The sequence below is a fragment of the Corallococcus sp. AS-1-12 genome, from assembly GCF_020036995.1.
In the GTDB taxonomy this organism is placed as follows: Bacteria; Myxococcota; Myxococcia; order Myxococcales; family Myxococcaceae; genus Corallococcus.
The window spans coordinates 149,225-155,272 of the sequence record NZ_JAIQDD010000022.1; the positions used below are offsets into that span (position 1 = coordinate 149,225).

Here is a 6,048-nt window from a genome sequence, read left to right on the forward strand (position 1 = left end):
GGGGCGCTACCAGATCTTCGACTTCACGTGCGCCTTGGAGCGCAGCACGATGTCGTTGATGGCGCGCTCGAAGAAGTTCGCCTGGGTGCTGATCTCCGCGCTCACGCGGCTCTTGTAGAGCGCGCGCCCCTCTTCCAGTTCCTCCTTGAGGACCTCGAAAAGGTTGTCCTGCTCGATGCCCTTGATGATCTTCTGCTCGTTGTAGAGCGAAATATCGGAGGCGATCGCGCGGGCGAGTCGCATCGCCTTGACCTTTTCCTCTTCCGTCATCGTGCCACTACTTAGGCACCCACCCCGTGCGAGTCAACTTTTCCCGTCGCATGGGAGGGGGCCTGGCCGACTGCCGGTCAACGGCCGGACCTGGCGGGTTTCTCGGAGAACAGCGCCAGGTAGCTCTTGGACACGCGCAGGGGGTCCAGGCCCAGCTCCCGGGCGAGGTTCATGAGGATGCCGCGCAGGTACACGGTGGTGGGCAGCGCGGTGTAGCGGTCCGCCTCCACGTTCTCCAGGTGACGCACGGAGATGCGGGTGCGGTCGGCGAGCTGCTGGATGGTGAGGCCGCGGGCCTCCCGGACGCGGCGGAGCAGCTCGCCGTTGAACTCGGCGTCGGCGGGGATGTCCACGCCCCGGGGGCGGGCCTCGCGGACCTTGGCGGCCACCTGGGCCAGCGCGGACTCGGCGGTCGCGATGGCGGAGTCCTGCGCCAGGACCTGGGCGTCCCCGAGCTTGCGGACCGTGGGGCCCTTCACGGTGCCCGGCCCCGTGGGGCCGTTCTGCGGCGGACGCGAGTCGATGGGGCGCGACGTCAGGGGCCGGACGGCGGCGCGGGAGGCCCCGGTGGCCGGGGTCCGGGCCAGCGCGGTGGTGCTGGAGTCCAGGGCCTGGGCGCCCGGGGCGGGGTTCGGCTCCGACTCGCCCTGGGCGGTTGTCACGGCCGCCGGCTCCGAGGCGGGCTCAGGGCTGGGGGCCACGGCTCCGGCCTCGGAGGCCTGGGGCGCGGCGCTGGCTTCCGGAGCCTGCGTCACGGCGCCCGCTTCAGGCACGGGCGTCGCGGCCTCCGGCGCGGCGGAGGTGGCGCTGGTGTCAGGCGCGTGCGTCGCGGCCACCGGCGTGGCGCTGGCTTCCGGTGCAGGCGTCGCGGCTGCCGGCGCGGCAGGCATGGCCCCCACTTCGGGCACGGGCGTCGTGGCCACGGTACCCGTCGCGGGCTGGGGAGCCGGGGCCTCTGTTGCCGCGGAGGCAACAGGAGCCTTGAGGTCCTCCACGCGGTCTGGCGAGGCCGGGGACCCGGCAGCGGAAGGGCTGGACGCCTCCGCCTCCACGGCGCCGGAGGACTTCGCGTCCATGGCGGGGGCCGGCGCTTCGGCGGCGCCCCTGCCCTGGCCGCGCAGCGGGTTCGCGGGCACGTAGACGAACGACAGGCTCCGGGTGAACGAGGCACGGAAGGCCTCCACCACCGCCACGCCTCCCACCGTCACCGGCTCGGAGGGCACGCCTGGCGCGTCCTTCCCCGAGGACTCCTGCCGCTTCGACTCCTCACCCCGCATCCGCTCCTCGCTCTTTCCAGGCGGCCCGCTCGCGCGAGGCGCCTCCCCTTCATTGTCGTTCACGGACGCCGCGGCCTTCAGTCGCGACTCCGCCTCCAGCCTTTCGGCATCCACCGCACCCGCGGCCTTCGCCAGCGCCGCCGCGGCGGTGGCCAGGGCCTCCGCGACGCGCGCGGCCGAGTCCACCTTGTCCGCGGCCTCCACCACCTCCGCCGTCGCGGCCGCCTTCGCGAGCCGCTCCGTGGACAGTCCGATGGAGCGGTCATACTCGACGCGCAGGTCCGCGTCGGTGAGCATCTCCATCGCTTCGTTCATCCGTTCACGCAGCGCCGCCACCTGATCCGGATCCCCCAGCGCGTACACCGCGATGGAATCCGGCGAATACAGCTCCATCAGGCGCTGGTGGGACGCGCGGATCTCCGCGTCGGTCGCCGTGGGCGGCACCTCGAGGAGCTCGTAGTAGGTCTGCTGCGCGAAGGGCTTCATGGGATGGCGGACTCGGGGGAAAGGCCGTCGAGCGTCAGGATGCGGGCGGCGATGCGCTGGAGTCCCTGGGACACGGGCGAGTCGGGCCGCTCGAGGAGCACCGGCTTGCGCTTGCGCACCGCGCGCCACGCCTCATCGTCGTGGCGCAGGGCGCCCAGGTCATCCATGTCGATGCCGAAGAACTTCTTCCACGCGGACACCATCGCGGCGCCGACCTTCTCGTCCGCGTCCGTGCGCGCCTGGTTCACGACGAGCCGCACGTGGAACGCCGCCAGCTCGCGCTCCAGCCGCTCCGCGTCCGAAGGGGCCTTGCGCCGCACCTGCGCGACGATGTCGTGCAGCGTCCGCAGGCCGCCCTCGCGGGTGGAGAGCGCGCCCTCGACCATGTCCTGGATGCCGTAGCGCGCCTCCGTCTGCTGGAGCTTGCGGAAGAAGGCCGCCTTGACGAAGCGGTACGCGTTCTCCACGGACGTGGGCTCCGGCAGCACGACGAGCAGGCCGTGGTCCGCGATGAGGAAGAAGTCGAGCGTGTTGAAGCTGGTGCCCGCGCCCAGGTCCAGGATGAGGTAGTCCGCCGTCGTCTGCGACAGCAGCGTGCGCAGGAGCTTCTGCTTCTGCGCGTACTTGAGGTTCGCCGCGTCCAGCGAGTCCTGCGCGCCGGCGATCAGCGACAGCCCGGGTACGCCGGTGGCGACCATCACCTCTTCGAGGTGGGCCTTCCCGCGCCGCAGGAAGTCCGACAGCGTGGCCTCCGGAGGCCCCACGCCCAGGCAGGTGTGCAGGTTGGCGCCTCCCAGGTCCGCGTCCACCAGCAGCACCTTCTGGCCTGCCTGCGCGAGCGCGACGCCCAGGTTGGCGGACACCATCGACTTGCCGATGCCGCCCTTGCCGCCGCCCACCGCGATGATCCGCCGCGCGCGGGAGCGCCGGGCGAGGCCCTCGGGTCCCGAGGACGACACGTCATTGCCCGCACGCGGCGAGGTGCCAGCCAGCGAGGCGGGAGCGGATGGAGGCAGGGGGGCGGGCTTCACGAAGGCTCGCATCAAAGCCCGTCCTACCGCCCGAGTCGACACCCCGCCATTTCACGGCCAGCCCGGGAGCGCCCGGAGCCCGCGCCCCGGCGCCAGGAGGCTCGGGGAGCAGGCGGCCGGGGAGCCGTTCGCTGTCACTCGTCGAGCAGCTCGACGTTCCAGTAGGACACGTCCGCGAGGTGCAGGAACGGCAGCCACTCGCGGTAGGTGATCTTGCGGATGGCGCCACGGAACAGCGGCGTCCAGCGCGGTCGCACGGGCTTCTTGAGCAGCCGCATCCCGGCCTGTTCCGGCGTGCGTCCGCCCTTCTTCAGGTTGCAGGGCACGCAGGAGCACACCACGTTCTCCCACGTCGTCTTGCCGCCCTGGGTGCGCGGGCTGACGTGGTCCAGGTTGAGCTCGCTGCGAGGGAGCTGCTTCGCGCAGTACTGGCAGGTGTCGTTGTCGCGCGCGTAGATGTTGAGGCGCGAGAAGCGCACCTTGGCGCGCGGCAGGTGGTCATACGCGCCGAGCACGAGGACGCGCGGCACGCGGATGGTCCGGTCGATGGTGGTGATGCTGTCCTGGGTGGCGCTGAGGGCGGCCCAGTCCTCGAACTCATACAGGCGGTACTGCTCGTCGATGGCTTTGGCGACGCCCTGATACAGCAGGGAAAAAGCCCGTTTGACCGACGTCACGTGAACCGGTTGGTAGTACCGGTTTAAAACGAGCACGGCGCTGTTGATCATGGCTGGCTTCCCGAACGGGCGGCCGCCACAGCCTGCGCGACCTGCCCCAGGTCCTCCTCTGAGAGACACCGGACGTCGAGAACGACCTCGTCATCCGCAATCCTGCCAATAACGGGCACCTCGGCTTCGCGCAGACGTTCCAGGAATACTTTCGGCGCTTCTACGGTGAGGCTGCAAGCGAAGGAAGGCAACCGGGACAGAGGCATGGCACCTCCACCCACCTGTCCATCCACGGACACGACACGGCCCTCCACGCCGCGCGCCGCGAGCAGGGCCGCCAGGCGTTCGGCACGGGCTTGCAACAAAGCCGGTTGCTGGGTGAGCAGGCTTTGGGTGGGGACCGCGTCCGGGCGGCCATCCCGGTACAGCTCCAGCGTCGCCTCCAGGGCCGCGACCGTCATCTTGTCGACACGCAGCGCACGTGTGAGCGGGTGGGATTTGATGCGCTGGAGCAGGTCCGCCCGGCCGACGATGACGCCTGCCTGGGGGCCACCGAGGAGCTTGTCGCCGGAGAACGCGACGACGTCCGCGCCATCGCGGATGGCCTGTCCCACGGTGGGCTCCGGGGTGAGGCCCGGGCCGGACAGCGGCACCAGGGCGCCGGAGCCCAGGTCCTGGAACACGGGCACGTCACGGGAGCGTCCCAGTTCGGTGAGCTCCGCGAGGGACGCCTCTTCCGTGAAGCCGACGAGCGCGAAGTTGGAGCGGTGGACCTTCACGATGAGGCCGGTGTCCGGGCTCAGGGCGTTGGCGTAGTCCGCGCGCCGGGTGCGGTTGGTGGTGCCCACTTCGACGAGCTTCGCGCCGGACTGGCGCATGACGTCCGGGATGCGGAAGCCACCGCCGATTTCCACGAGCTCGCCGCGGGACACGACGCACTCACGGCCGGAGGCGAGCGCGGCGAGGATGAGCAGCACGGCGCCCGCGCAGTTGTTGACGACGATGGCGTCCTCCGCGCCGGTGAGCGTGCGCAAGAGGCCAATGAGCGGCGCGTAGCGGCTGCCGCGCTCGCCTTCGTCCAGGTCGTATTCGAGGTTGGAGTAGCCCCGGGCCACGGCGACGACGCGCTCCACGGCTTCCGGGGCCAGGGGCGCGCGGCCCAGGTTCGTGTGCAGCACGACGCCGGTGGCGTTGATCACCCGCCGCAGGTTCGGAGTGGCCAGGGACGCGAGCGCCGCCTCCACGTCCGCGTCCTCGAAGGGACGCAGGTCACCGGCAAGAAGCCGGGAGCGCACGCGTTCGACAGCGAGCCGCAGCGCCGCGACCGCCCGGGCATGGGGAAGGTTCGCGAGCCGGGACTCCAGCGACGGCCGCCGCAGGAGTTGTTCGATGGACGGAAGGCCGCGCAGCAGTGCGTTCTTTCCGTCTGGGTAATTCGACGCAGCGCCCATTCGCTAGAATCTCGCACAGCGTCCTGGACCAAGCAAAACTACAAAGGTGAGACAGACAGCAACGCCCCTAGGAATCACCGCTCAAAATCCATCTATGCTGGCCCTCTCATAAGCACTCTTCCCCTTCTGCCCAGAGCGCATCAAACAAGCCCTTCCTCAAGCCGGCGCAAAGCAGCTCATCCACTAGACACCCAATCACCGCTAACGCCATCATGCGGAACCCCAAGCACACCTCAAGCGGCGCCGCCCGAGTACAAACAGACCCACCCAGATCACGTCATTCGCTCAACGAACCTCCACGAGGCAGTTCTCCACCCAGTAGCGAGCTTCTCGGGATTAATCGGAGCGAGCATTCCAGCGGTCTTTGCCCCAGCAGCTTCATCAGCACATAAAGTGCTCGCCTTCTTGGTCGCCGAGTAAGCTCGCGTTCGCCGGTCCAGGCACCCAGCGAGGGGCAGCATGAGCATTTCTTCGGAAGATCAGCGCCGCGCAGAGTCGGCACAACAGACGGCAGCTCGCGACGGCAACTCACGTATACGCCTTGTTGCAGGGCCTGGGACAGGAAAGTCATTCGCCATTGAAGAGCGAGTCTCCTGGCTCCTGTCCAACGGCTCATCTCCTGATTCCATATTCGTAGTCTCGTTTACTCGGGCAGCAGCAAACGAACTAGCTGGGCGCATCGAAAGTCACTGCAAAAGAAAAGGACTCGAAAACGCCAAGGACATAAGCGTAACCACCTTACACTCGCTCACTCTTCGCATTCTAAAAAAACCGTGGCGGGAAAAAAACTACGCCGGCAAATATGGCCTGAGCCCCAGGTGTTGCCCCTCTGAGAGGAGGAGCACCATGGCGCGGACGACAGCTC

Annotated in this window: 6 protein-coding genes; 1 reads left to right on the forward strand and 5 read right to left on the reverse strand. The window is 69.0% G+C overall.

Annotated elements, in window-relative coordinates; genetic code table 11:
- Positions 1-6: 6 nt before the first annotated feature.
- From K8556_RS28180 to selA, 5 genes are all read right to left on the reverse strand, one after another.
- A complete protein-coding gene (locus K8556_RS28180) occupies positions 7-270 on the reverse strand; it encodes a hypothetical protein (RefSeq protein ID WP_120526362.1) in 264 nt (87 codons plus the stop codon).
- A 77-nt stretch (positions 271-347) separates the two neighbouring features.
- Complete coding sequence (locus K8556_RS28185; RefSeq protein ID WP_223743202.1) at positions 348-2,033, reverse strand: helix-turn-helix domain-containing protein; 1,686 nt, start codon at positions 2,031-2,033, stop codon at positions 348-350.
- Positions 2,030-3,076, reverse strand: coding sequence for a P-loop NTPase (locus tag K8556_RS28190; RefSeq protein ID WP_223743203.1), 1,047 nt, complete (start codon positions 3,074-3,076; stop codon positions 2,030-2,032). The genes K8556_RS28185 and K8556_RS28190 overlap by 4 nt, the downstream gene beginning before the upstream one ends.
- Before the next feature lie 122 nt (positions 3,077-3,198).
- Positions 3,199-3,792: an HNH endonuclease gene (locus K8556_RS28195; RefSeq protein WP_014396030.1), complete on the reverse strand. Its 594-nt coding sequence runs from the start codon at positions 3,790-3,792 to the stop codon at positions 3,199-3,201.
- Complete coding sequence (gene selA, locus K8556_RS28200) at positions 3,789-5,183, reverse strand: L-seryl-tRNA(Sec) selenium transferase (protein ID WP_223743204.1); 1,395 nt, start codon at positions 5,181-5,183, stop codon at positions 3,789-3,791. The genes K8556_RS28195 and selA overlap by 4 nt, the downstream gene beginning before the upstream one ends.
- A gap of 459 nt (positions 5,184-5,642) precedes the next feature.
- On the opposite strand from selA, the gene K8556_RS39890 reads away from it, so the two are divergent.
- Positions 5,643-6,048, forward strand: a 406-nt coding sequence (locus tag K8556_RS39890) for a UvrD-helicase domain-containing protein (protein WP_223743205.1), incomplete at its 3' end; no start/stop codon positions are given.

Coding starts and splice junctions, on each gene's coding strand:
- K8556_RS28180 (WP_120526362.1), bottom strand. CDS start 270: ATGACGGAAGAGGAAAAGGTCAAGGCGATGCGACTCGCCCGCGCGATC.
- K8556_RS28185 (WP_223743202.1), bottom strand. CDS start 2,033: ATGAAGCCCTTCGCGCAGCAGACCTACTACGAGCTCCTCGAGGTGCCG.
- K8556_RS28190 (WP_223743203.1), bottom strand. CDS start 3,076: ATGCGAGCCTTCGTGAAGCCCGCCCCCCTGCCTCCATCCGCTCCCGCC.
- K8556_RS28195 (WP_014396030.1), bottom strand. CDS start 3,792: ATGATCAACAGCGCCGTGCTCGTTTTAAACCGGTACTACCAACCGGTT.
- selA (WP_223743204.1), bottom strand. CDS start 5,183: ATGGGCGCTGCGTCGAATTACCCAGACGGAAAGAACGCACTGCTGCGC.